This window comes from Sphingomonas sp. F9_3S_D5_B_2, assembly GCF_054263715.1.
Window position 1 is genome coordinate 21,570 of sequence record NZ_JBSZFB010000001.1, and the last position, 19,746, is coordinate 41,315.

A 19,746-nucleotide genomic window follows, 5' to 3' on the forward strand; every position below is an offset into this window, starting at 1 on the left:
CTAGACGTCCTTGGCGATCAGAAGCAGGCCTGCGTTGGTCGCGTGAATGCGATCGTTCGCGATCATCAGGCAGGCCGACATGGAGTCACGTACGTGGCGCCCGACGGCAAACGGCGTATCGTTTTTGAAGCCGACAATTCCGGACACGGACATCGCACCCTGGCAGATGTGCGACACCTGTTCCGACGCAGCGATCTTCAAGTTGTTGAACCGCAAGGCCGCAACCATCGTCATCAGCCACTCGGGGTCGTTGAAATGCTCGACGTAGTCGGCAAGACCCGCCTTCACTTCAGCGCGGAGCAACTGCAGGTCAGCCATGAGGTGCGAGAGCTTCGTCGCCGCGGGTGGCGTGACGCCGGGCTCGCGCTTCGCGACGGCGCGAACGAACGCACGCGAGCGGTCGAACGCGTCCGTTGCGATGCCAAGCCACAGGTGCGACCAGAGCACGTGCGACACGGGCACCATCGACTGGGCTGCGACTTCCGAGAACGGCTGGTCGACCACCTGCTCGGCGGCAAAGGTGGCGGAGACAATGAAGCCCGGCGAGCACGTGCCGCGCATGCCGAACGGGTCCCAGGTGCCTTGCGGCTCCAGCGCATTCTGGCGCGCCATCGTAAGGGCAACCACCTGATCGCCGGCATGCGCGTTCGGCGTGCGGCGCACCGTCGTCAGCAGATCGTCGGCGTAGGCGCCATAAGACACGGTCGGCGCACGCTTGACGAAGGAAACAGCTCCATTGGCTGGAGTGATCGCGGCGATCGAGCTTCCCATGTCGCCGCCCGTGCCGACTTCCGAGGTCACCGACGCGATCAGCCGCTGCTCCGCTGCAACCCGGCGCAGATAATCATCAAAGAATGGCTGGCCGGCGGCGTGGCGGGCCAGCGTCACGACCTGAATCTGGTGCATAGCGAAAACCATTGCGCTGGCGCCGCATCGCTTGCCGAGGGTGAAAGAGGCCTCCGCGATCGCAGCAAACGAGACGCCGCGGCCGCCAAGTTCCGGCGACAGAAATGCTGACAAGGCGCGCGCTTCTTTTAGCGCATCCATGCACTCTTGAGGGAAGCGCGCGTGAACGTCGACGTCGCCTGCGTGCTTCGCGGCGACGTCATCGGCGATGCTGGCGACCTCGGCTAAAAACGCGGCGTCGGCAGCCTCCTGCGCACCGGCAGCGAAAGCCTTCCGAGCGACCGGCGCTGTCATGCGGCAGCCGCGCGGTCGAGTTGCCCAATCGCGGCCGCGATGTTGATCACCGAAGCGAAAATGCTGCGCTTCAACATCGCGTCGGGAAACTCGACGTCGAAGCCGTCCTCAAGCGCCAACATAACCTCGACCGATGCGTGCGACGTCATGCCGGCTTCGTATAGATCGTCGCTGTCCGCCAACGTCGATACCTCGACCGGCAGCCGCGCATGCGCGCCGAGAATATCGCGGATCAGCTGGTTGGTGGCTGGCGTCGACATGCGAGGTCCCTCTGAAGTTTCGCTAGAAGCTTCGGCGCCGCGTGGATTTCGCGCCCACGACTCTCACCTCTGACTTCGACGACCATTGTTGCGCGTAGGGCGATAAAATGTGTTCAACGCGAATGGCTGACGAACTGTTTACCTTGTTTGGCAACACTGCGGACGACCTGCGCTCCGCAGCAGGCGAACGCGGGGACAGGTCGGTCGCCTCAGCTTAGACGAACTGCCACACCACCCAAATTGCTGCTGCGACCAGGCCCCATGACGCAAGCGCAAGGGCGAAGATCGCCCTCATCTTGCGTGGAAACGAGATCTCCGTCTCAGGGGAAAGCTGCTCGACAGGGCTGCTCTCCGGCTCGGCAAGCTCGACCGGAGCAGGCGCTGGCCAGGAGACCGCAGGCGGCGCTCGCAGCAAAGCGGCACTGACAGCAGCGGTCGAAAGCGGTCGTTTGAACTGACATCCGAAGAGATCCCCGCTCGACCACCTGACGACTGCCGGAATCCCAGCCTGATCGCCCATGTCGAGCTCGATCGTTTCACCGTTCGTCAGGTCCCCGGTTGTTCTCAGAAGAATGCCGGTGGTTGAAACGTCCATGATGAGCACGTCGGTCGTACCGCGGCCGACGACGCCCTGCGCCTGCAGATGCAGCTTGCGGCGAGGTGCAGCCCGCCCCGTGACGGCTAGCGGCTTTGCATCGAGTAGGGCGCGAACTGCGGTCATGGGATCCTCCGCAACGAGGATTGCTTCGCCACTGGTTAACTTTTTGTTTCCGCTCGGCAGGCACGGGTCATTTTGTGTCGCGGCGCCCTCTGACGTCCGTCATCCAGACTTCCGAGGATTTACCGAGCAGTGCGGCATCCATGTCCTTTTACGTTCGTTGCGGCTGCCGGACTTGTTCACGAGGTACGCCTGCGATGCTGATGGTCGACACCGAGCTTAGGCCAAGCTCCATCCATGGCATCGGCGTATTCCTGACCGAACCGGCGGCTGCGGGACAGCTGATCTGGCGCTTCGACAGCCGGATCGACCGGGTGTTCTCGGACGCCGAGCTGCACGAGATGCCCGCCTCGCTCCAGCAGTTTCTGCGGACCTATTCGACGTTGCACGACGGTTTGAAGTTGTGGGTCCTGTGCGGCGACAACGGGCGGCACTTCAATCACTCGGAGTCGCCCAACACCCGTTCGCTGGGGATTGCTTTCGGTGACGACGTCGCTGCGTTCGACCTCCCCGCGGGAACGGAGCTGACCAGCGACTACCGGACGATCTGCGACGCCGTGCGGCTGCAGGGCGTCGGCTTCAGCCATCCCCAGGACTCGAGCAACGCGAGTTCGCCGGCAATCAGCTTATCACCAATGTCGAGCCGATAGCGGACGTTCGGCGCGTAAACCCTTGCGGCGTTCGCGTAGGCCGCCGCCTTGGCAGCAGTGACCGACTCACCGGTCCCCGTGACGACAGCGGTCCAACCATACAGACCGCTGGTTACCAACTGAGTTCCGGACAGGCCCACCTCGCCTGGATGGAAGTGCTCGTCGGCTACGTGGCCGGTGAGAACCGGCAAGCCGACGGGGCTATCGAATTCCTTGCGCGACAGCGGGAAGGGCGGGGTGGTCAGGACTACGCAGACGGAAAAACCGGCGGCGGTCTCGAAGTGGTCGGCACCATCCCTCATTGCGGCGAACAGCTCGCCCCATCCACAAGCCTGCAAAGGCTCGAGCACGGCGAAGCCCGGATATCCGAAGCGGCAGGTGAACTCGAGCGGCCAGATGCCCTGCTCGTTGACGATCGTGTTTAGGTTTACGTAGCCGACGTGGCCGGCTTGCCGAAGCAGCGCCTCCAGTGGCTTCAGAGTTGCTTCAAACAGCGCATCGGAGTTCGCGAAGGTGGCGACTGTTCCCATTTCCCCCGTCAGCTCGCCCATGTCGCCGGCGAAGAACCGCTTGTGTTCCCAGTCCAGGCAGCCGGGCCGGAGGAACGACGTGCCGTTGAAGTAGGCGCCAACACCGGTCTCGATGCCGCTAATGAAATCCATCAGGATAAAGCGCTCGCCTGCGCCTGGTGGGCGCGCGCGGAGCAGGGCCGCGACGTCGCTGCCGTCCGCCAGCTTCCCAACGAAGGTGTCGCCTGCGGATGCGCTGAGCTTGTAGACGCAGCGACGCGGCCGCGCCTGGAGGTCCGCAAGCGCTGCGAGCGAGTTCGCGAACTCCTTCACTGGCGCGATGCACAGCCCGGCCGACCCGAGCAGGTCCAGCGCGAAGCCGCGGTCGGTCTCGAGCCGGTCTCCGAAGGCGCTGCCACCGACCACGTTGAAGCCGCGGGCCCGAAGCTCGTCCTGGAGGGCGCCAAAGCCGATCGCCTCGAAAAGGATCAGACCTTCGGCTCCAGCCGCCTCGACCCACGCGAGCTCGTCTCGCCAGTTGTCCGCACGGGGAACGAGACCCCTCATGGTCCCCTCAGCCAGTGATTCGCTGACGGTCACCCGGACTTCGTGACCTTCGGCAAGCAGCCGAAGGTACATCGACCCCAGGTCACAGGTTTCGGCGATCCCCAATATCCGCATCGCCGTAGGGCTAGCTCGACGGGCGAAACGCTGCACGGTTTAAAATTGAAACGGTTCTGTAATAAGATTACCACAGAACCTCCAAATCGATGGCAGCATAGGTCCACTGCTGATTGACTTGGCCCGGAGCGGGCGCATTCTCTCGTTGCACTGCAACAAGACTGCGGCGCTAACCGGGGGGTTAACATGACGGGCACTCGCACGCGTCACCTAAGGCATCTGCTTTTCTCTTCAGCCGCGGCTCTGACTTGCGCCGGCCTTCCTGGCACTGCTCACGCGCAGGTCGCTCCGGAGCCACTGGCTGGAACTGCGGATGCGGTTCCACAGGACCAGATCGTCGTCACCGGCACGCGCCGTACCGACCGGACCTCCACGAACTCGGCCTCGCCCGTGGACGTCATAAGTTCGGCGGAACTGACGCAGCAGCCCACCGCCAACTTGCTGGACACCATCAAGAATGTTGTCCCGTCGTTCTTCGTCCCGCAGAACACGATCTCGGACGCTTCGAGCTTCGTGCGCGCTCCTTCCCTGCGCGGCCTGCCGGGGGACGAGGTCCTCGTCCAGGTTAACGGCAAGCGTTTCAACCGCTCGGCGCTCGTCCAGGTCTACACCGGTGGCGACACCGGGCTGTCGTTCGGCTCGCAAGGCGCCGACATCTCGGCAATTCCGTCCATTGCCATCAAGAACCTCCAGGTCCTCCGCGAAGGCGCCACGGCGCAATACGGCTCCGATGCTATCGCAGGGGTCATGAACTTCGGGCTCCGAAACGACCGCAACGGCGTCGAACTTCAGGCCCGCTACGGCCAGTTCTACGATCATGGTCACACCAAGCTCGACAGCGGCAAGAGTCGCCAGATCGCCGGTAACGTCGGCATCGGCATCGGCGCCACTGGTTTCATCGATCTCGCCGGCGAGTGGTACAAGGACGACGGCACGAGCCGCGGCAAGACGCGTCCGCTCGCCGTCATCTTCGCCCAGAACAATCCGGCGCTTGCCGACCAGCTGCCGCATTATCCGCTGCCGGCGCAAATCTGGGGTCTGTCACCGCAGCATGGGTGGAAGGCGGCGCTCAACAGCGGCTTCGACCTCACGCCGAACAGCCAAGTCTACCTGACGGTCGTCGCCGCCAGAAACAAGGCGAACGAGAGCTTTAACTATCGCTCACCGATCAGTGGAGATGCGGTCGACATTGAGGGCGTCACCCGTCATCTCGGGGCGAACGGCGCGTTCACGACACCGTTCTACCTGACGCCGTGCCCGGCCGGGAACGCGACCTGCCCCGCAGGCGGCTTCGTCCAGGACGCCAACATCTTCAACTTCACCGACATCTATCCGGCCGGCTTCACGCCGCGCTTTGTTGGCATCACCAAGGAGCGTTGGGGGACTGCTGGGTACAAGGGCAGCCTCGCCAATGGCCTCACTTGGGATCTGTCCGGGACGCTTGCCAAGAACACGCTGACGCTCTCCATGTATAACTCGCTCAACGCGAGCTACGGGCCGGAATCGCAGACCAGCTTCCAGTTCGGTCAGCTCAGCCAGAAAGAGCGTAACCTCAACGCTGACTTCACCTACCCGATCAACGTCGGCTTCTACAGCCCGCTGACGATCGCCTGGGGCGCGGAATCGCGGAAAGAAACTTACGGGCAGTCGGCCGGTGACGTGCAGTCATACAGTGGCGGGCCCTACGCTGTTCAGTATCCGCTCTACGTCCAGACCGCGCCTGGCGTGTACGCGCTAGCCGGCACGTCGACTGATTGTACTGCCACAGGTGCAGTTTGCACCGCGGCCAAGTCGCCCGGTGCAAGCGGCTACGGCGGCACCAGCCCTGAAGCGGCGGGCAAGTGGAGCCAGACCAGCTGGGGCGTTTACGGCGACCTCGAAACCGACATCACGCAGCAGCTAAGCGTCGGCCTGGCCGGCCGTTACGAGCATTACAGCACGTTCGGCGGAAGCTTCGTCTACAAGGCGAATGCCCTGTACAAGATCTCGCCGCAACTCTCGGTGCGCGGCACGATCGGCACGGGCTTCCACGCGCCGTCGCCGGGCCAGTCCAACGACGAGATCCTGACCACGAACTTCGTCGCCGGTAACCAGATCCAGACCGGCACCTACCCCGTCGAAAGCCTGATTGCGCAATATTACGGCGCAACGACGCTGAAGCCCGAGAAGTCTAAGAACTACGGGGCGGGCGTCGTCTTCCGGCCGATCCCGGCGTTCACGGTCACAGTCGACGGCTACATCATCGACGTGAGAGACCGCATCGGCATCTCGCAGAACTTCGACGTGACAGCGGCGGACATTGCCCTCGAGCCGGCACTGGCAGCAGTGGGTGATGGCGGCAACGTCAACTACTTCACGAACGGGTTCGACACCCGCACCAAGGGCATCGATGCTGTCGCTACGTACCGCCACTCACTGATGGGCGGCTATTTCACCGGCACACTTGCCTACAATTACAACAAGTCGAAGGTCACCAAGTACGATCCGGGTGTGATCAGCGCCGCGCAGATCATCGACGTTGCGCACCTCGCTCCGAACCACCGCGCGACCCTGTCGGGCAGTTGGTCGGGCGGTGCGTTCGGCTTCAACGTTCGCGAGAATTACTACAGCTGGTGGGAAGACGCGGTCGACTATCCGACGGCCGAAGATGCCAACGGCAACATCACTGCCGCCCAGAAATTCGGGTCGAAGTTCACGACCGACGTCGACGTCAGCTACACGTTCGCGAGGATGTTCACGCTGACGCTGGGTGCCAGCAACGTGTTCAACACCCACCCGGACAAGATAAGGCACACCGCAGCATACAACCCGATCTACGAGCTGACGCACAGCACGGCCGATGGTCAGGTCTATCCGCGACCGGGTGGTCCGTTCGGCATCAACGGAGGCTTCTGGTACGTCCGGCTGCGGGCCAAGATCGGCGAGTCCGTCGCGCATGTCGCGCCGCCTCCCGCCGAACTGCCACCGCCGCCGCCAGCCATGCAGACCTGCGCGGATGGCAGCATGGTCCAGATGGGGGCTCCATGCCCGATGGTTCAGCCAGTCGCGCCACCACCACCTCCTCCCCCGCCACCTCCTGCAGCCACGGGGGAGCGGGGCCGGTAACCGCGCAAGCTCCAGGGATTGGTTCGAACGATGATGGGCCGCTCGGAAACGGGTGGCCCATTTCTTGAGCTCACCCGCTTGACCGACGCCCTTAGCCGGAGTGAGCTTCCAACAGCGATTTCGCCGAAGATGGAGAAGTGCCGATGAAAGCTAGGCGTTCGGGCTGGATCGCAGCCGCGCTAGCCACCCTAACTTCGGCGTGGGCGCCAGCGGCGAAAACGGCGGCGCCAACTCCGGTCGGATCCGAGCACGGAATGGTGGTCAGCGCCAACCGCCTCGCGTCAAAAGCAGGCATCGAAGCCCTCAAGTCCGGCGGCAACGCCGTCGATGCGGCCGTTGCAGTCGCCTACGCGCTCGCGGTGACCTTTCCGGAAGCAGGCAATCTTGGCGGCGGCGGCTTCATGACTATCCGCTTTCACGACGGGCGGACCGCGTTCATCGACTTCCGGGAGACGGCGCCGGCCGCGGCGACGGCGACCATGTACCTGGACGCGAACGGCAACCCCGTTCCGGAGCGGAGCCGGCGCGGATATCTCGCCGCCGGGGTGCCTGGCACGGTCTCGGGCCTCGAGCTCGCGAGGACGCGCTTCGGAACCAAGCCGCGCGCCGCACTGATGGCCAGCGCAATCCATCTCGCGCGGGACGGCTTCGTGCTGGACCAGGGCGATGCCGGCATGCTCGCCGATGCTGCCGAGGACTTCCGCAAGGATGCTCCAAGCGCGGCCATCTTCCTCGACCATGGGCGCCCGTGGCAGGCCGGCCACCGCCTCGTCCAGTCCGATCTCGGGCGGACGCTCGCAGCGATCTCCGCACAGGGACCGGACGCCTTTTACAAGGGCAAAGTCGCCGCCCGCATCGTCGCCGCAAGCAGAGCCGGCGGCGGGATCTTCAGCCTCCAGGACCTGGCAACCTATCACGCCCGTGAACTCAAGTCGCTCGAATGCGATTACCGCGGCTACCATATCGTCTCGGCACCGCCGCCAAGCTCCGGCGGTGTGGTGCTGTGCGAGACGTTGAACATCGTCGAAGGCTACCCGCTCGACAAGCTCGGCTTTCAGTCGTCGGCTGCGACACATTATCTCGTCGAGGCGATGCGCCGCTCCTACCATGATCGTAACCTCAGCCTTGGCGATCCGAGCTTCGTGACGATCGACACCGCCCATTTCATCGACAAGGGGTATGCTGCCGCGCTCCGCCAGGGCATCGACCCCGCGCACGCCACACCGTCGTCCAGTTTGCCCGCTCCGGGGCTCGGCAAGGAAGGCCGAAGCACCACTCACTTTTCGATCGTCGACAAGGACGGCAATGCGGTCTCACTGACCTACACTCTCAACGACTGGTTCGGTGCCCGTGTGACGGCGGCCGGCACAGGCGTTCTCCTGAACGACGAGATGGACGACTTCTCCGCGAAGCCCGGCTCGCCGAATATGTACGGCCTGATCGAAGGCCCGAACAACGCTGTCGCTCCGGGCAAACGCCCGCTCTCCTCGATGACGCCGACAATCGTCAGCAAGGACGGCAAGCTGGTGATGGTGGTGGGGACGCCGGGCGGCAGCCGCATCCCCTCTGCGGTCATCGAGACGATCAGCAACATGATCGACTTCGGGATGACGGTGACGGAGGCCGTCGAGGCTCCCCGCATTCACCATCAATGGCTGCCCGACGAAGTCGGGTACGAACGCTACGGGCTGAGCGCCGATACGATCTCCCGGCTGGAAGCGATGGGCCACAAGGTGGTGCCGATTGACTACGGCAACCAGCTTGCTGTCATTGTCGTCGGCGCACCGGCACTAGGCGGCAAGCCGATTGGCAAGCAGCGGCTCTACGGGGCCCTCGATCCGCGGCTCAATGTCGGTGACGTCGAAGGATATTGATAGGGTGGGCGCATTCACCTCGCGCCTCGCAACGCTCAACGATCTCGACGCGCTGCAGGAGGTGATGCGGCTATCGATCGAGACGCTGCAGGACAGCTTCCTCCGTCCCGAGCAGGTTCGGGTCAGTCACAAGGTCATGGGCCTCGACACCCAGCTTGTCAGGGACGGCACATACTTCGTCGTCGAGCAGGGCGGCCGGATTGCAGGATGCGGAGGTTGGAGTTGGCGGTCGACGTTATACGGAGGTGACGCGAGCGTCGTCTCGAGAGAGCTCCGGCCTCTGGATCCTCGGACGGAACCTGCACGGATCAGGGCGATGTATACGCATCCGGACTTTGCGAGGCGCGGGGTAGGCCGGCTGGTCCTCGACCTGTGCGAAGCTGCGGCAAAGGAGGCCGGCTTCCGGCGAGCGACGATGATGGCGACCATGGCGGGTGTGCCGCTCTATGCCGCTTGCGGCTACGTCGAAGCCGATCCGATGACTGAGGCACTGGTGGACGGGGTGGCGGTGCCGCTCCTGCGGATGGAGAAGACGCTCGACCTGCCGTGAACTGCGAGCTCGGTGGGGATCTTGACCGCGTGCCAGCATTGCCAAGGCTTGGGACATGCTCGACAGTGCCCGCACCAGTGCTGATGAGGGCTTCGTGACTGCGCAATCCGCCACTCGACAGGTTCATGTTCTCAATGGGCCGAACCTCAATCTGCTCGGCGAGCGCGAGCCGGAGATCTACGGGACCTCGACCCTTGCCGACGTCGAGCGATCCTGCCGCCGCCTGTGCGACGCTGCCGGCGTCGAGCTGCAGTTCAGCCAGACCAACAGCGAGGCGACCTTGATCGATCAGATTCAGGCTGCGCGCGCTTCGGCCGGGATCGTCATCAACCCGGCCGGCTGTTCATATTCGGTGCCGGTGCTCGATGCCTTGCTGGCGTGCAGCGCGCCTGTGGTCGAAGTCCACATCAGCAACATCCACGCCCGCGCAGAAGCCTGGCGCGCCGAGACGATGACGACGAGCGCGGCGCTCGGCGTGATCTCCGGACTCGGTATCCAAGGCTACGCCCTTGCACTTCAATTCATTCTCGATGGCCGTGGCACAGGGTAGCGGAAAGGCGACTGACCGTCCGATCGTTCTCGTCGGATTCATGGCTGCCGGGAAGTCGAAGATCGGGCGCGCGCTCGCCCAGCGGCTCGGCTTAGCGTTCGTGGATACGGACAGGGAGGTCGAAGAGCGCTTCGGCATGTCCATCAGCGACATCTTCGAAACGACCGGCGAATCTGAGTTCAGGGCCGCGGAGCGCGACGTGATCTCACGCCTGCTCGAAGATGGACCTCGGGTTATCGCGATTGGTGGCGGCGCCTTCGTTGATCCTGAAAACAGGACGCGCTTAAACGCGGCGGCGGTGACCGTCTGGCTTGATCCGCCCTTCGACATTCTCCTCGCGCGGCTCCAGCGGTCGGCCGCGCGCCCTCTCGCGAGCGGCAGGAGCGAAAGCGAGTTGCACGACCTCTGGCACCAGCGGCAGGCGAGCTACATCGAAGCCCATCTCCGCATCAGGACGTCAGACGACCCGGCCCAACAGTTCGTGGAAAAAATCGTGCGCGAGCTGGAGCGGGCCTAAACCAGGTCTCGCAGCACGTTGCCGAGGATCTGCTGCCCGACCGGCGTCAGCACCGATTCCGGGTGAAACTGAACGCCGACCTGTTTGGCTTCAGCGTCGCTGATCGCCATCGCCATGCCCTCGATCTGCGCGTGGACCCGAAAGCGGGCAGGCGGGTTCGGCGTGCCTAGTGAATGGTACCGCCCGATCTTCGCTGGATTAGGGACCCCCACGAAAGGCCCTTCTCCGTCATGGTCAAGAAGTGACGATTTGCCGTGCACCGGTCGCTGCGCACGGACCACCTGGCCGCCGGCCTCGAGCACCATCGCCTGCTGACCCAGGCAAATGCCGAACAGCGGCACCTTGCCTTTCGCGGCGGCTATCAGCTCCAGGCAGCAGCCGGCGTCCTCAGGCCGCCCGGGGCCGGGTGAGATCAGGATCATCGCGTCGGACTCCACGGCTTGCTTGAAAGCATCCACCGCGGCGATCTCGTTGCGGACCGTCCGAACGGACCCGCCTAGCCGCTCGAGTGCCTCAACGATGTTGAAGGTGAAGCTGTCGTGATTATCGATCATCAGGACGTTGCGGCTCATCGCACCTGCTCCCCGGCGATTGCAGACAGGACGGCCGAAGCCTTGCGGCGGGTTTCTTCGGCCTCCGCGACGGGATCGGAGTCGTAGACCACACCCGCCCCCGCGCGGACGTAAGCCGTCCCGTTCTTCACCAGCGCCGAGCGAATGACGACGCCGGTGTCGAGTAGCCCTTGACCATTCAGCCAGCCGATCGCTCCGCCATAGGCGCCGCGGCGTGTGCGTTCGTAGCGGCGAAGCAACTCGATTGCCTTGAGCTTGGGCGCTCCCGAAAGAGTACCGACGTTGAGGCAGGTCTGCAGCGCGTGGAGGGCATCATAGCCCTGGGCGAGCAGCCCCTTCACCGAGCTGACCAGGTGCATGACGCGCGCGTATTTCTCGAGGCTCATCAGGTGGGAAACGTGGCGAGTGCCCGGCTCGCACACCCGCGCCACGTCGTTCCGCGCGAGATCCACGAGCATCATATGCTCGGCAGCCTCCTTCTCGTCGAGGCGCAGGTCCGCTTCCATGCGGTTATCCTCGTCCTCGTCCACGCCGCGCGGGCGGGTGCCCGCAATGGGCTTCACTTCGAGGACGCGCGTGCCGGCCTCGCGCGTCACGCGGACCGAGGTTTCGGGCGAGGCGCCGAACAGGACAGCGTCGGTCATCGAGACAAAGAACATGTAGGGGCTGCGGTCGATCGAGCGAACGCGCGCGAATGCCGACAGCGGATCCGGGCAGGGAGCGCGGAACGTCCGCGAAGCGACGATCTGGTAGACGTCGCCGGCGAGGATATGCTCCTTCAACTTCGAGACGGCGCCGGCGAATTCCTCGTCGCTAAGATCCACCGTGACGCTGACCGGTGTACCCGGGGCCGGCTTCAGCGCTCTCACGTCAGACGCGCGGAATGCCAGGTAGCCAAGCCGCTCGACGGCCGAGAAGTGCGCACGGCGGTCGTTCTCTGCATCGCCTGACCCGAATGCCGTGCAAACGAGGCGTGGTGTGAGCCCTGACTCCGCAATTACCGCCGATTCCGCGAGCCAAAAGATGAAGTCAGGGAAGCCCGTCGGATCCTCAGCATTGGCAGGGAGCTCTTCGAATAGATCAACGTGATCGAAGGCGATCACGCCCGCGAGGCAGACGGTCATCGCCTCTTCCGCCGTCTCGCCCCGCAAGCCGCTCGTGATCGTCCGGAGCACGTCGAACGGCGACGGCGCGCGTAGCCTTACCTCCGTATCAACCGCCGTTGAGCATTCGTAGGTCAACGTCAGCCTATCGGCTTCGCGGGCGGTCACGTGATCTGCAAGCTTAAGCCCGACTATCTCCAGGACAGTCCGACCGTTGGGTGTCAGCGCCGTCAGGAGCACGTCACCGTCGCGACACTCGATCCGCACCGCAGCCTGGTCGACGATGATGCTCCTGCCCGCCGTCGTTTCGATCAGTGCCGTGTCGGCGCGGCGGCCGTTGTCGCTCAGCGTGGCGTACAACGCCAGCAGGTCGACAGGCGCAGCCAAGCGCCGGCTAATCGCGCGGGCGGTCCCCACCGTCACGTCCGCAGCAGCATTCATGCGAGCTCCCTGCCGACTGCCGAGAGGATCGGCGCGAGCGTGGCCATCAGGCATTCAAACTGGTGCGGGTAGAGCGACTGGGCCCCGTCCGACCAGGCGTCGACCGGGTTCTCATGAACTTCGACGAGGATGCCATCCGCGCCGCATGCCGCCGCCGCCAAGGACATCGGGATCACAAGGTCACGAACCCCGGTCCCGTGCGACGGGTCGACCAGGACGGGCAGGTGAGTCTTCTGCTTCATGTAAGCGACGGCATTCAGGTCCAGCGTGTTCCGGGTGACGGTCTCGAACGTGCGAATGCCCCGTTCGCAGAGGATCACCTGCTCGTTGCCCGCCGCCAGCAGATACTCCGCCGCGAGCAGAAGCTCTTCGACTTTAGCAGAGAGCCCCCGCTTCAGGAGCACCGGTTTGTCGATCTTTCCGAGCGCCTTGAGCAGCGAGAAGTTCTGCATGTTGCGAGCGCCGACCTGGAGCATGTCGGCCTTCTCAGCGACGGCCTCGACATCAGCCGTATCCATGATCTCGGTAACGACCGGCAGCTCAAGCTCGTCCCCGATCGTGCGGAGCGTCGTCAGGCCTTCGGGGCCGTGACCCTGGAACGAGTAGGGGCTGGACCTCGGCTTGTAGGCACCGGCGCGGATGCCGACGGCGCCCGCTGCCCTTACCGCGCTGGCCGTTGCGCGGAGGCGGTCTTCGGTCTCGACCGCGCACGGTCCGGCAATCACGGCGAAGCCAGTCCCGCCGATCGTCGCCCGCCCGAAGCGCACGATCGTGTCGTGCGGGTGCATTTCGCGGCTGACCAGCTTGTAAGGCGACAGGATCGGCTTGAGCGACTCGACCATCGGGTGCCCGTCCAGGCCGAGCTGACCAAGCACGCGCTCGTCGCCGAGAGCGCCCAGCACGATCCGCTCCGTGCCCGGCATGTAGAGCGGCTTGAGGCCTTTCTCCTCTATCCGGCCGAGGATTTCCTGGGCCGTTTCTTCTGTCGCTTCGCGCTTGAGAACGATGATCATTGTCTTGGGTGTCCGTTTGTCGAGGGCATGAAAAAACCCGCCGGGTCGCGGCGGGTCCTGGGAAGGCTAGGCTTGGAAGAGTGGCTCTTCCGTCTATCCGTTCATTGGGCGCGCCGCGAGATTGGCTGGGGACCAGCGCCACCAAGTCTGTGCGGAGCGAACCTGAAGCATCTGAATTACAATGCTATCCGTCCACGCACTGGTCAAGCTCCCCGCTGAGAGAAAAGTCACGCACGACGCTGCGGTACATTGACCCAAATCCCCGCTCCCTCGACATGGTAGCCCCTGAAGGACCGGCCAAATGAATGAGTTGCTCGAAATCTCTGCCTCACGGCTGGTTGGGACTCGTGCCGGCCCGCTGGTCGGCGATGTCGAGGTTCCGGGAGACAAGTCGATATCTCACCGTGCGCTCATCCTGGGCGGGCTGGCGTACGGCGAGACGCGGATCAGTGGCCTCCTCGAAGGCGCCGACGTTCTGCACACGGCCGACGCTGTGCGCTCGTTTGGGGTGGAGGTCGAGCGGCTCGGCCCGGGAGAATGGCGGGTCCGCGGCTGCGTGTGGCGCAGTCCGGCGTCACCAATCGAATGCGGTAACAGCGGCACCAGCGTTCGCCTGCTGATGGGCGCAGCGGCGGGCTTTCCGATGCGCGCCACCTTCACGGGCGACGCATCGCTCAGCAGCAGGCCGATGGAGCGGGTGCTTGCTCCATTGCGCACGATGGGCGCGCGAACGGATGGGAGCGCCCTGCCGATCACGATCCAAGGGGGGGATCTTCAGGGCATCCGTTTCGTCAATGAGAAGGCGTCCGCGCAGGTGAAGTCAGCCATCCTCCTGGCCGGGCTTCGGGCTTCGGGCGATGTCGAAGTGTTCGAGCCCTCGCCAAGCCGGGACCACACCGAGAATCTGCTTCGAAACTTCGGATGCGAGGTGGAATGCCGCGATGGCGTGATCCGCCTCGGTGCGCGGCGGAACCTCAAGGGCGCGGAGGTTCGCGTGCCTGGCGACCCGTCCTCGGCAGCGTTCCCGATAGTCGCTGGGCTGATCGTCCCTGGCTCGCAATTGACAGTCCGCAACGTGATGGTGAATCCGCTCCGCACCGGCTTGGTGGCGACCTTGCAGGAGATGGGCGCCGACATACGGGTCCAGAAAAAGCGAACCGCAGGTGGGGAAGAGATCGCCGACCTGATGGTTGCAGCTTCGAAGCTGCGCGGTGTCGAGGTGCCCGCCGGGCGTGCGCCGTCGATGATCGATGAATATCCCGTACTTGCGGTCGCCGCCGCGTTCGCTGAAGGCCGCACCGTCATGCACGGGCTCTCCGAATTGCGGGTAAAGGAAAGCGACCGCCTCGCTGCGATCGTGGCTGGGCTGCGTGCCTGCGGCGTCGAGGCCCGTGAAGAGGGAGACAGTCTCGTCGTCGAAGGGCTTGCCGGTCCACCCGCCGGCGGAGCAGAGGTCGAAGCTCACGACGATCACCGCATCGCCATGAGCTTCCTCGTTGTCGGTCTTGCCGCCGACAATCCGGTCACGGTGGACAGCGCCGAGATGATCGCAACGAGCTTCCCCGGCTTCGTGCCGCTGATGCGTTCTCTCGGAGCAGGCACCGAATGAGCTTCAACACGTTCGGCCGCATGTTGCGAATGACGACATGGGGCGAAAGCCATGGGCCGGCGATTGGCGTCGTCGTAGATGGCTGTCCGCCCGGGCTGAGCCTGTCGGAAGGCGACATTCAGCCTTGGCTCGACAAGCGCCGCCCGGGGGCAAGCCGCCACACCACGCAACGGCGCGAAAGCGACCAGGTCCGTGTCCTGTCCGGCACTTTCGAGGGCCGGACAACCGGCACGCCGATAAGTTTGATGATCGAGAACGAAGATCAGCGATCGAAGGACTATTCGGAAGTAGCGAGAGCCTACCGCCCGGGCCACGCCGACTACTCCTATGAAGCCAAGTACGGTCTCGCCGACTGGCGCGGCGGCGGTCGCAGCTCGGCCCGTGAAACAGCGTCACGAGTAGCCGCAGGCGCAGTCGCGCGACTGATCATCCCAGAAGTGCGTATCCGCGCGTACCTGGTCGAGATCGGCGGCGACCGGATCGATCCTTCGGCTTCCGATCGAGATGCCATCGAGAACAACCCGCTCCACTGCCCTGACGCACAGGCTGCACTCCGCTGGGAGCGGATGATCGACGAGGCACGCAAGGCGGGCTCGTCGCTGGGAGCCTTGGTCGAGTGCGTCGCGGAAGGGGTGCCTGCCGGGTGGGGCGCGCCCGTTTACGCCAAGCTCGACGGCGAACTTGCAGGAGCGATGATGTCGATCAACGCGGCCAAAGGCGTGGAGATCGGCGACGGCTTCGCTGCCGCACGGCTGCGGGGCGAAGAGAATGCTGATGCCATGCGCGCGGGGCCCACGTTCCTGTCGAACCACGCCGGGGGCATTCTCGGCGGCATTTCGACTGGGGAGCCGATCGTGACTAGAGTGGCGTTCAAGCCCACCTCCTCGATCCGCACGCCCGTCGAGACGATCGATCGCGCCGGTAACGAAACGGAGGTCGCGACGACCGGCCGGCATGACCCATGTGTCGGCATCCGCGCGGTTCCCGTCGTTGAAGCGATGATGGCGCTGGTGCTTGCCGACCAGAAGCTGCTCCACCGCGCGCAGTGCGGCTGAGCTGATGGAGAAGATCAGCGTCCCCCTCGGCGCGCGCAGCTACGAAATCCTGATTGGCGACGGCCTGCTCTATCGTGCCGGGCACTATCTGGCGCCGCTTGCACGTGACGGCCGCATCCTGGTCGTGAGTGACGAGCTAGTCTGGTCCACCCTCGGTCCGCGGCTCCGCGCCGGGCTGGGTCCGAACGAGGCGGTTCCAATCGTCGTCAAGGCCGGCGAGGAGAGCAAGAGCTGGTCCGGCCTTCAGCAGGTCGTCGATGCTCTGCTTGCGGCTGGAGTCGAGCGAACCGATCACATCATTGCGTTCGGCGGCGGCGTTGTGGGCGATCTCGCCGGTTTCGCGGCCGCCATCGTCAATCGCGGCTGCCCGTTCGTCCAGCTTCCGACGACCCTGCTTGCCCAGGTGGATAGCTCCGTTGGGGGCAAGACGGGGATCAACGTCGCGGCGGGCAAGAACCTTGCCGGCGCCTTTCACCAGCCTTCGCTGGTGCTGATCGACCCGTCTCTTCTGGACACGTTGGATCATCGGCAAGTGCGCGCCGGCTACGCCGAGATCGTCAAATATGCCCTCATTGAAGATCGCGCCTTCTTTGACTTGCTCGAGCGGGATGGACCCAAGCTGCTCGCGGGTGATGCGGAGGTTCGGTCGAGCGCGATCGCCAGGGCTGTGAAAGGCAAGGCCCACATTGTCGAACAGGACGAGCGCGAGACCAGCGGACGGCGGGCACTCCTCAACCTCGGCCACACCTTCGGGCACGCGCTCGAGGCGGAGAGCGGATACTCCGACGCGTTTCTGCACGGCGAGGCCGTGGCGCTCGGCTGCGTGCTTGCGTTCGACTTCTCCGTCGAGCGGGGCCTTTGCACGTCCGCGGACGCAGCGCGGGTGCGCGCCCACTTCGACGCAGTCGATCTTCCGACGAAGCTCTCTTCGCTGGGCCTGAGCGGCAAGGGGCGTCGGCTCGCCGATCACATGCAGCACGACAAGAAGCGGCAGGGGGGCCGGACGGCGTTCATCCTCGCCAAGGGTATCGGCGAGGCAATGATCGACCGTGACGTCGACCTCGCCGAAGTCGCTGCGTTCCTCGACCAGGCATTATAGGTGGGCGTCCCCTATGCCGAGGTGATCGGCGATCCGGTTGAGCAATCCAAATCGCCGCTGATCCACAACGACTGGCTGAACCGCGTTGGACTGACCGGCGAATACCGCTCGACCCAGGTCCGGCCCGAACAGCTTCAAGATTACCTGCGCCAGCGGCGCAACGATCCGGACTGGCGCGGCTGCAATGTGACGATCCCGCTGAAGGAGAGGGTCATTCGGCACCTGGATTACCTCGACGACCGCGCTGCGTTAGTGGGGGCCGTCAATTGCGTCGTGTCAGGCATCCAGGGATTCGCCGGTCACAATACAGACGTCGACGGTATCGCCGCGGCCCTTGATTCGACCGTACTCGAGGGCCGTAGGGCCGCTCTGATCGGAGCCGGCGGTGCTGCCCGTGCTGCGATGGCCTATCTCTCCAGCCGAAAGGTTGCAGAAATTGCTATTCTGGTGCGTGACTTGGACAAAGCGGAGCCATTGCGATCCCTGGCCCCCGGCGTCGTCGAGATCGGTGCGTTGGGAGCAGCTCCGGCGCTGCTTCCACGCTGCGTTGCAGTCATCAACGCCAGCCCGCTCGGAATGGAGGGCTTTCCGCCTGTCCCCCAAGAGGTGATCGCCGCATCGGCCGCTCTTGCGGGCGCAACCCTGTTCGACATGGTCTACCAGCCTGTCGAGACGGAGTTCCTGGCGAGCGCGCGAGGACGGGCGGTGAACGGCCTGACGATGCTGCTCGGCCAGGCTGCGCGAGCGTTCGAGTTATTCTTCGGCAGCCCGGCGCCAGCGGCCGATGACGCCTTACTGGAGCGCCTCGCGCCTCGCGGCAATCACCCGGTCCGCGCATCGAACTTGTCGAACTCGTAGGCTATCGAGCCTTCGACGAGTTGCTCATAGAGCTGGACGACGAGGTCTGACGGGATGCCGGCCTCGACCGCAGCCCTGCGGACATTCTCGAGCACCTGCGCCTTGCGCGCCTCGTCCCGAACGTCCCCACGCACGGGCTTGATCCTGGCTGCAGCGTCCATGTAGCCGAAGCGCTCTCGTAGAAGCCGCACCATTGACTGGTCGACCGCGTCCACTCCGGCGCGCACCTCCGCCATGTTGCGGCAGTCTTCCGGCCGCACGACGGGCTGCTCGCTGTTCGCTTCTGAGGTCACGCGGCTGACCGGTTCTTCCGGATGATTGCGAAGAGGATGACGGAAAAAGCCAGGAGGCGGATCAGGTAGAGCGAGCTACGCTCCTCTTCGGGGATATTGGCCAGCGCAAGGACCGCCTGACCAACGCCCAATAGTGCGAAGGCAACGGCGAAGCTGACGAACAGCTCGTCCCTGCTGTTCCGCCAGAATCGGAGGAAGAATAGCGCCGAGGCGAAGAAGCCGAGGGACACTGCTCCCGACAGGAAATTATAGAGGATCACGCGCTCATTCCTCCTCAAGGTCCCAGATGAACGCGAACAGCAATGCGCAGACCGCCGCAAGCGCGAGGAGCAGTCGAAGGAGGCGCAGGTCGACGGTCGGGAGGACGACCAGGTCGATGACGAGCACCAGGTTGTTCAGCGCGAGCAAAACGAAGCAGATGCTGCTCCACAGAAGTAGTTGGGCTCGGGCGCGGAGGTAACTCCGGCCGAGAAGCCAGGCGCAGGCCGTGCTCGTCAGGAAGCACAGGATGTAAACTACCGTCGGGAAGAGGGCGCTCACGTCAGTCCCTCCTGAGCCGGAAAGCATCGGAGAACACGCTTGCACTGCGGCTGGCGCCGCGCACGATCGCGCGCCGCACCGCGTCCGGGCGCACGCCGTACAGGGCTTCGGTGCGTTCGACATAGGACGCAACGTCGTCGTTCGCCGGCATGTAGATCGCCCCCTCTGATCCCAACGACGCCAATCCCCCTGCGACCAGCGAGGCCAAAGCATTGCTGACCACCAGGTCGCTTGCCCTCAGAGCGGCCACGAGCTCCTGATGCGACCACGAACGCCGGTCCCGCTTCAGGACCAGCAACAGCTCCAGCGTCCAGATTGAGGGGAAGCTGGAGGTAACGAAACGGAGGAGATCCTCGTCGGGGGCCACTATTGCCCGGTTGCTGCCTGCTCTTGCCGCATGCGGGGCGTCCTAGCGGCCCGCTCCGGCAGGTGACAACCCGCCAGCGGCTTGCAATTTTCAGCAAGCGTAAAGCAAATGCTCTGATACAAGGGAGCTTCGCAGCCGGGGGGCTGCTCAAGGGCGGGGGAGAGACGTACAGGACGGAGCTG

21 protein-coding genes are annotated in these 19,746 nt (G+C 64.5%); 10 read left to right on the forward strand and 11 right to left on the reverse strand.

Annotation, left to right across the window (positions count from 1 at the left end; genetic code table 11):
* The 3 genes from ACUXST_RS00075 to ACUXST_RS00085 all read right to left on the reverse strand — a co-directional run bounded on the left by ACUXST_RS00075 (position 1) and on the right by ACUXST_RS00085 (position 2,181).
* Positions 1-1,200, reverse strand: a complete 1,200-nt coding sequence (locus ACUXST_RS00075; protein WP_458387914.1) for an acyl-CoA dehydrogenase family protein — start codon at positions 1,198-1,200, stop codon at positions 1-3.
* Positions 1,197-1,460 carry an acyl carrier protein gene (locus tag ACUXST_RS00080; RefSeq protein ID WP_458387915.1) on the reverse strand — a complete coding sequence of 88 codons (264 nt, stop codon included), beginning with the start codon at positions 1,458-1,460 and terminating at the stop codon, positions 1,197-1,199. Before ACUXST_RS00080 ends, ACUXST_RS00075 begins: the two co-directional genes overlap by 4 nt.
* Positions 1,461-1,674: 214 nt before the next feature.
* Entirely contained in the window at positions 1,675-2,181 is a 507-nt protein-coding gene (locus ACUXST_RS00085) for a PilZ domain-containing protein (protein WP_458387916.1), read from the reverse strand.
* A 194-nt stretch (positions 2,182-2,375) separates the two neighbouring features.
* Between ACUXST_RS00085 and ACUXST_RS00090 the strand changes: the two genes are divergently transcribed.
* The gene (locus ACUXST_RS00090; RefSeq protein ID WP_458387917.1) at positions 2,376-2,828 is read left to right on the forward strand and encodes an SET domain-containing protein; all 453 of its coding nucleotides are present in this window, start codon (positions 2,376-2,378) and stop codon (positions 2,826-2,828) included.
* On the opposite strand, the gene ACUXST_RS00095 is transcribed toward ACUXST_RS00090, so the two are convergent.
* On the reverse strand, positions 2,714-4,009 hold the full coding sequence (locus ACUXST_RS00095; RefSeq protein ID WP_458387918.1) for a hypothetical protein: 1,296 nt from the start codon (positions 4,007-4,009) through the stop codon (positions 2,714-2,716). The genes ACUXST_RS00090 and ACUXST_RS00095 overlap by 115 nt on opposite strands.
* 195 nt (positions 4,010-4,204) lie before the next feature.
* Here ACUXST_RS00095 and ACUXST_RS00100 point away from each other — a divergent pair, with 195 nt between their 5' ends.
* From ACUXST_RS00100 to ACUXST_RS00120, 5 genes are all read left to right on the forward strand, one after another.
* On the forward strand, positions 4,205-7,123 hold the full coding sequence (locus ACUXST_RS00100; protein ID WP_458387919.1) for a TonB-dependent receptor plug domain-containing protein: 2,919 nt from the start codon (positions 4,205-4,207) through the stop codon (positions 7,121-7,123).
* 143 nt (positions 7,124-7,266) lie between these two features.
* Positions 7,267-8,997, forward strand: a complete 1,731-nt coding sequence (gene ggt, locus ACUXST_RS00105; protein ID WP_458387920.1) for a gamma-glutamyltransferase — start codon at positions 7,267-7,269, stop codon at positions 8,995-8,997.
* Positions 8,972-9,547, forward strand: coding sequence for a GNAT family N-acetyltransferase (locus ACUXST_RS00110; protein ID WP_458387921.1), 576 nt, complete (start codon positions 8,972-8,974; stop codon positions 9,545-9,547). The genes ggt and ACUXST_RS00110 overlap by 26 nt, the downstream gene beginning before the upstream one ends.
* 55 nt (positions 9,548-9,602) lie before the next feature.
* On the forward strand, positions 9,603-10,097 hold the full coding sequence (locus ACUXST_RS00115; protein ID WP_458387922.1) for a type II 3-dehydroquinate dehydratase: 495 nt from the start codon (positions 9,603-9,605) through the stop codon (positions 10,095-10,097).
* Positions 10,078-10,614, forward strand: a complete 537-nt coding sequence (locus ACUXST_RS00120; protein WP_458387923.1) for a shikimate kinase — start codon at positions 10,078-10,080, stop codon at positions 10,612-10,614. Before ACUXST_RS00115 ends, ACUXST_RS00120 begins: the two co-directional genes overlap by 20 nt.
* Here the strand turns inward: ACUXST_RS00120 and ACUXST_RS00125 are convergent.
* From ACUXST_RS00125 to aroF, 3 genes are read right to left on the reverse strand one after another with little or no spacing between them, the layout of a single operon-like run.
* Positions 10,611-11,186 carry an anthranilate synthase component II gene (locus tag ACUXST_RS00125; protein WP_458387924.1) on the reverse strand — a complete coding sequence of 192 codons (576 nt, stop codon included), beginning with the start codon at positions 11,184-11,186 and terminating at the stop codon, positions 10,611-10,613. The genes ACUXST_RS00120 and ACUXST_RS00125 overlap by 4 nt on opposite strands.
* Positions 11,183-12,730, reverse strand: a complete 1,548-nt coding sequence (locus ACUXST_RS00130) for an anthranilate synthase component 1 (RefSeq protein ID WP_458387925.1) — start codon at positions 12,728-12,730, stop codon at positions 11,183-11,185. The genes ACUXST_RS00125 and ACUXST_RS00130 overlap by 4 nt, the downstream gene beginning before the upstream one ends.
* Positions 12,727-13,743 (reverse strand): 3-deoxy-7-phosphoheptulonate synthase, encoded by a 1,017-nt coding sequence (aroF, locus tag ACUXST_RS00135; RefSeq protein WP_458387926.1) that lies wholly within the window; start codon positions 13,741-13,743, stop codon positions 12,727-12,729. Before aroF ends, ACUXST_RS00130 begins: the two co-directional genes overlap by 4 nt.
* Before the next feature lie 301 nt (positions 13,744-14,044).
* Here aroF and aroA point away from each other — a divergent pair, with 301 nt between their 5' ends.
* From aroA to ACUXST_RS00155, 4 genes are read left to right on the forward strand one after another with little or no spacing between them, the layout of a single operon-like run.
* Complete coding sequence (aroA, locus tag ACUXST_RS00140) at positions 14,045-15,352, forward strand: 3-phosphoshikimate 1-carboxyvinyltransferase (RefSeq protein ID WP_458387927.1); 1,308 nt, start codon at positions 14,045-14,047, stop codon at positions 15,350-15,352.
* Positions 15,349-16,407, forward strand: a complete 1,059-nt coding sequence (gene aroC / locus ACUXST_RS00145; RefSeq protein ID WP_458387928.1) for a chorismate synthase — start codon at positions 15,349-15,351, stop codon at positions 16,405-16,407. Before aroA ends, aroC begins: the two co-directional genes overlap by 4 nt.
* A 4-nt stretch (positions 16,408-16,411) precedes the next feature.
* Positions 16,412-17,506, forward strand: coding sequence for a 3-dehydroquinate synthase (aroB, locus tag ACUXST_RS00150; protein ID WP_458387929.1), 1,095 nt, complete (start codon positions 16,412-16,414; stop codon positions 17,504-17,506).
* Positions 17,507-18,364, forward strand: a complete 858-nt coding sequence (locus ACUXST_RS00155; RefSeq protein WP_458387930.1) for a shikimate dehydrogenase family protein — start codon at positions 17,507-17,509, stop codon at positions 18,362-18,364.
* On the opposite strand, the gene ACUXST_RS00160 is transcribed toward ACUXST_RS00155, so the two are convergent.
* Genes ACUXST_RS00160 through ACUXST_RS00175 form a run of 4 tightly spaced genes read right to left on the reverse strand, consistent with a single transcriptional unit; the run spans position 18,328 to position 19,564 of the window.
* Positions 18,328-18,600 carry a chorismate mutase gene (locus ACUXST_RS00160; protein WP_458388978.1) on the reverse strand — a complete coding sequence of 91 codons (273 nt, stop codon included), beginning with the start codon at positions 18,598-18,600 and terminating at the stop codon, positions 18,328-18,330. The genes ACUXST_RS00155 and ACUXST_RS00160 overlap by 37 nt on opposite strands.
* A 53-nt stretch (positions 18,601-18,653) precedes the next feature.
* A complete protein-coding gene (locus ACUXST_RS00165; RefSeq protein ID WP_458387931.1) occupies positions 18,654-18,917 on the reverse strand; it encodes a DUF5985 family protein in 264 nt (87 codons plus the stop codon).
* 4 nt (positions 18,918-18,921) lie between these two features.
* Positions 18,922-19,197 carry a DUF5985 family protein gene (locus tag ACUXST_RS00170; RefSeq protein WP_458387932.1) on the reverse strand — a complete coding sequence of 92 codons (276 nt, stop codon included), beginning with the start codon at positions 19,195-19,197 and terminating at the stop codon, positions 18,922-18,924.
* A 1-nt stretch (position 19,198) separates the two neighbouring features.
* A complete protein-coding gene (locus ACUXST_RS00175) occupies positions 19,199-19,564 on the reverse strand; it encodes a hypothetical protein (RefSeq protein ID WP_458387933.1) in 366 nt (121 codons plus the stop codon).
* Positions 19,565-19,746: the final 182 nt, after the last annotated feature.

What these genes read in the sequence shown, in the direction of transcription:
- aroF (WP_458387926.1), bottom strand. Translation starts at nt 13,743, where the DNA reads ATGATCATCGTTCTCAAGCGCGAAGCGACAGAAGAAACGGCCCAGGAA.
- ACUXST_RS00125 (WP_458387924.1), bottom strand. Translation starts at nt 11,186, where the DNA reads ATGAGCCGCAACGTCCTGATGATCGATAATCACGACAGCTTCACCTTC.
- ACUXST_RS00100 (WP_458387919.1), top strand. Translation starts at nt 4,205, where the DNA reads ATGACGGGCACTCGCACGCGTCACCTAAGGCATCTGCTTTTCTCTTCA.
- aroC (WP_458387928.1), top strand. Translation starts at nt 15,349, where the DNA reads ATGAGCTTCAACACGTTCGGCCGCATGTTGCGAATGACGACATGGGGC.
- ACUXST_RS00075 (WP_458387914.1), bottom strand. Translation starts at nt 1,200, where the DNA reads ATGACAGCGCCGGTCGCTCGGAAGGCTTTCGCTGCCGGTGCGCAGGAG.
- aroA (WP_458387927.1), top strand. Translation starts at nt 14,045, where the DNA reads ATGAATGAGTTGCTCGAAATCTCTGCCTCACGGCTGGTTGGGACTCGT.
- aroB (WP_458387929.1), top strand. Translation starts at nt 16,412, where the DNA reads ATGGAGAAGATCAGCGTCCCCCTCGGCGCGCGCAGCTACGAAATCCTG.
- ACUXST_RS00090 (WP_458387917.1), top strand. Translation starts at nt 2,376, where the DNA reads ATGCTGATGGTCGACACCGAGCTTAGGCCAAGCTCCATCCATGGCATC.
- ACUXST_RS00085 (WP_458387916.1), bottom strand. Translation starts at nt 2,181, where the DNA reads ATGACCGCAGTTCGCGCCCTACTCGATGCAAAGCCGCTAGCCGTCACG.
- ACUXST_RS00120 (WP_458387923.1), top strand. Translation starts at nt 10,078, where the DNA reads ATGGCCGTGGCACAGGGTAGCGGAAAGGCGACTGACCGTCCGATCGTT.
- ACUXST_RS00080 (WP_458387915.1), bottom strand. Translation starts at nt 1,460, where the DNA reads ATGTCGACGCCAGCCACCAACCAGCTGATCCGCGATATTCTCGGCGCG.
- ACUXST_RS00130 (WP_458387925.1), bottom strand. Translation starts at nt 12,730, where the DNA reads ATGAATGCTGCTGCGGACGTGACGGTGGGGACCGCCCGCGCGATTAGC.
- ACUXST_RS00110 (WP_458387921.1), top strand. Translation starts at nt 8,972, where the DNA reads ATGTCGGTGACGTCGAAGGATATTGATAGGGTGGGCGCATTCACCTCG.
- ggt (WP_458387920.1), top strand. Translation starts at nt 7,267, where the DNA reads ATGAAAGCTAGGCGTTCGGGCTGGATCGCAGCCGCGCTAGCCACCCTA.
- ACUXST_RS00115 (WP_458387922.1), top strand. Translation starts at nt 9,603, where the DNA reads ATGCTCGACAGTGCCCGCACCAGTGCTGATGAGGGCTTCGTGACTGCG.
- ACUXST_RS00160 (WP_458388978.1), bottom strand. Translation starts at nt 18,600, where the DNA reads ATGGCGGAGGTGCGCGCCGGAGTGGACGCGGTCGACCAGTCAATGGTG.